This window comes from Nostoc sp. NMS4 (genome assembly GCF_017115095.1).
GTDB lineage: Bacteria > Cyanobacteriota > Cyanobacteriia > Cyanobacteriales > Nostocaceae > Nostoc.
Genome location: NZ_JABXKI010000032.1, coordinates 1 through 3,113, shown reverse-complemented (window position 1 = coordinate 3,113; position 3,113 = coordinate 1). Strand labels below are relative to the sequence as shown.

Here is a 3,113-nt window from a genome sequence, read left to right as displayed (position 1 = left end):
CCTTTTCCCAAAAACCCGACAAGTATTGATATAACTACTACTTTCAATTGGGTATAACCCCTATGGTCTATGGCTTTAAGTCACTTTTGGAGATTTTATAATATAAGTAAGATTTAAAAATTAGGCTTCAACTATATGAAAATACTCTCATCAGAGCTAGTCCATTTAGGATTTGGAAAATATGTGCGTTCTGACCAAGTAACGGCAGTTATACCAATAGAAGAAGAACGAGGTCCTGGGCGACGAACCTTTGTTCACATTCAAGGGCAAAGCGATCCAATTATCGCCTCTCGTGCTGAAGATACCATTGTACGTGATTTAGTACAGGAGCCACGCGAAGTTACCCAAGCACGGCAGCAGCAAGAAATTCTTCAAGATTTATTGGTAAATTTAGGTAATGTTAATTCGACTGTGCGTAGAATTAACCGTGATGAAGGCAGTTTGGATCTTGACCTGTTAGAGCGACGAATTAAGCAAATCCTTGAACATTAATTGCAGAAATCAGCAAACTAAATAACGGAGAAAGATATTGCTGAATACAATTACAAACCAAGTTTCAGTATCAGATACACAAGTTATATCGCCAAGATTGTGGATACCGGAACAGGTACTGTTTACACCTGCTGCCTTAAATGAGGTTTGGGGGCAGCAGATTCTTGCACGTATAGAGTCACTTAACTTACCAATCGAAGAATTATCACAGAATCGTCTCAAGGGACTGCGTGGTGAGTCTGAGCGGGATACTTACAACATCGCCAAGCGTACCTTAGCAGTGGTTACTGCACCACCCAGTTCTTTTAAACTGAGTCCCATTCCACCTTCTGCGGATTGGCAGTTTCACATTGCTGAAGGTTGTCCGGCTCATTGTCAATACTGCTACTTAGCTGGTAGTTTGTCGGGACCACCTGTCATCCGCGTTTTTGCTAACTTACCGCAGATATTAGAGAACTTAGCTAACTACGAGCAACAAAGTCAAAACACGAGTTTTGAAGTTAGCTGTTACACAGACCCATTGGGTATTGAGCATCTAACTGGAAGCCTTGCTGAATGTATTCGTTACTTTGGCACTCGTAGTAATGCACATTTACGTTGGGTATCGAAATTTGATGTCGTGGATGGGTTACTTGACCTACCACACAATGGGCATACCCGTTGTCGGATGAGTGTTAATGCAGCGCCGATTTCTGGCAAGTTTGAAGGTGGCGCAGCATCTGTAACATCCAGACTGAATGCATTGCGACAGTTAGCGCTACCATTAGAGCGTGGCGGTGGTGGTTATCCAGTAGGCTTAGTTATTGCGCCAATTATGCCGATAGACGATTGGCAGATGCACTATAGTTCTTTGTTTGACCAGATAAACGAGGCACTGGATTTTGAGTGTAACCTTACTTTTGAACTAATCTCGCATCGGTTCACACCTGGGTCAAAAGAAGTTTTACGAACTTGGTATCCGCAATCAAAATTAGAGATGGATGAGGCAAAACGCAGTGTCAAGCGTAATAAGTTTGGCGGAACGAAGTACGTTTACGACAAGGACACAATGAAGGCGTTGCGTTGCTTTTTTGAGACGGAGATTAGTAGGCGCTTTTCAAATGCGGGAATTCTTTATTGGACTTAGCAAACTATTTTGCTCAAATACAGTTACATTATGGGGAGAGGTAAATCCCTCTTTGAAATCAATGCAACTTTTTACAATTGTCTATGAATCTGTAATAGCTGTGGGTAACTGTTTGTCAAATCCATATTTAAATTTATTTTCGATAACTAATAGCTCATAGAGCTTTAAAAGTCTTTTAAATCATACTCGTGATCCAATCAAACTTAAAACTATCTATAAAAACGAAAGCATACTTTTACAAGTGCAATCACTTACGTTTAAGTTTCTTAAACTTCTGATTAGATTGAAGTTTCCTAATGTTGAGGAAATTACAAGCAAGGAATTCGCTCAATTGCTATTAGATTCTGGAAAGCCGCGGCCATTAGTGCTAGATGCACGAAGTCAGACAGAATATGCGGTGAGCCATATCGAAATAGCAACACAGATAGATCCTCTTATACCTGATTTATCAGTACTTTCTACAGTGCCAAAAGACAACCCAATTGTCGTGTACTGTTCCGTTGGCTACCGTAGCGCCAAATTAGTCCAGCAGCTTAATGAAACTGGGATGAAGTGCATTTATAACTTGAGCGGTGGGATTTTTCAGTGGGCAAATGAAGGAAGGCTCATTTTTAGACACAATCAACCTACACAGGTTGTACATCCTTACAATGCAATCTGGGGAAAACTGCTAAAAGCTCGTTACCATGCTCTGGAGGATTAAAACAATTCGCAATTCGCAATTACGTGAAAGTGACAGGGATTTAGCTGAGGCATCAAAACGTGCTGCCTGTGGAGGCAGGGGAATTAAACCTCTAAACTTTGTTAAAGTTGAATTTTATCGTTTTCCCACAATCTCTATTTTTTGTATTTAATATGATTAGGACTTACGCAAAATTATGAAAAAACGAACCACGTTCGCGCTTCTCTGACGAGACGCTGCGCGAACGCGTCTCGTGGAGAAGACGCAAAGGACACGTTCGCGCAGCGTCTCGCAGAGACTTAATAAGAGTTTCAGAGAGTTTTTAACTCTGCTCCCGTTGTGTCCTGGTGTTTTATAACCAAGGCAAATAAATGAATTTAAAATCTGATTTATACATAATAAATAATCAGCAAGAAAGACACTATGACCTGGATTGGTTAAGAGTATTGGCGGTGCTATTGCTGATTTATTTTCATGCTGCCGCAGTTTTTTACCAAGGCGAATTAGGCGATTTTTATATTAAAAATGACTTACCAAGCCCTGTCCTTGGATGGTTTATTTTTTTTGTTCATCAGTGGCACATGCCATTGTTTTTTTTAATTTCCGGGGCTGCCTCTTGGTTTTCTCTCCAGTTGCGAACACCAATGGAATATGTGAATGAGCGTTTTAGACGACTATTGATCCCCTTCATATTTGGCACCCTGGTGTTAGTTCCTCCTCAAGTCTATTACAAACTTCTTACTCATCACACAGATATCGGTTCCTATTTACAGTTTTACCCACAGTTTTTTAACGGGATTCGTCCTCAAGGTA

Annotated in this window: 4 protein-coding genes; all 4 read left to right on the top strand. The window is 40.6% G+C overall.

Features of this window, described 5'->3' with window-relative positions; translation table 11 throughout:
* Positions 1-135 precede the first annotated feature (135 nt).
* Positions 136-492: a hypothetical protein gene (locus HWQ37_RS01085; RefSeq protein WP_292742770.1), complete on the top strand. Its 357-nt coding sequence runs from the start codon at positions 136-138 to the stop codon at positions 490-492.
* A 103-nt stretch (positions 493-595) separates the two neighbouring features.
* A complete protein-coding gene (locus tag HWQ37_RS01080; protein WP_292742772.1) occupies positions 596-1,618 on the top strand; it encodes a spore photoproduct lyase family protein in 1,023 nt (340 codons plus the stop codon).
* 241 nt (positions 1,619-1,859) lie between these two features.
* Positions 1,860-2,321 (top strand): rhodanese-like domain-containing protein, encoded by a 462-nt coding sequence (locus HWQ37_RS01075; RefSeq protein WP_292742768.1) that lies wholly within the window; start codon positions 1,860-1,862, stop codon positions 2,319-2,321.
* Positions 2,322-2,671: 350 nt separating this feature from the next.
* Positions 2,672-3,113 (top strand): acyltransferase family protein (locus HWQ37_RS01070; protein WP_292742766.1); only part of this gene is annotated, 442 nt, incomplete at its 3' end.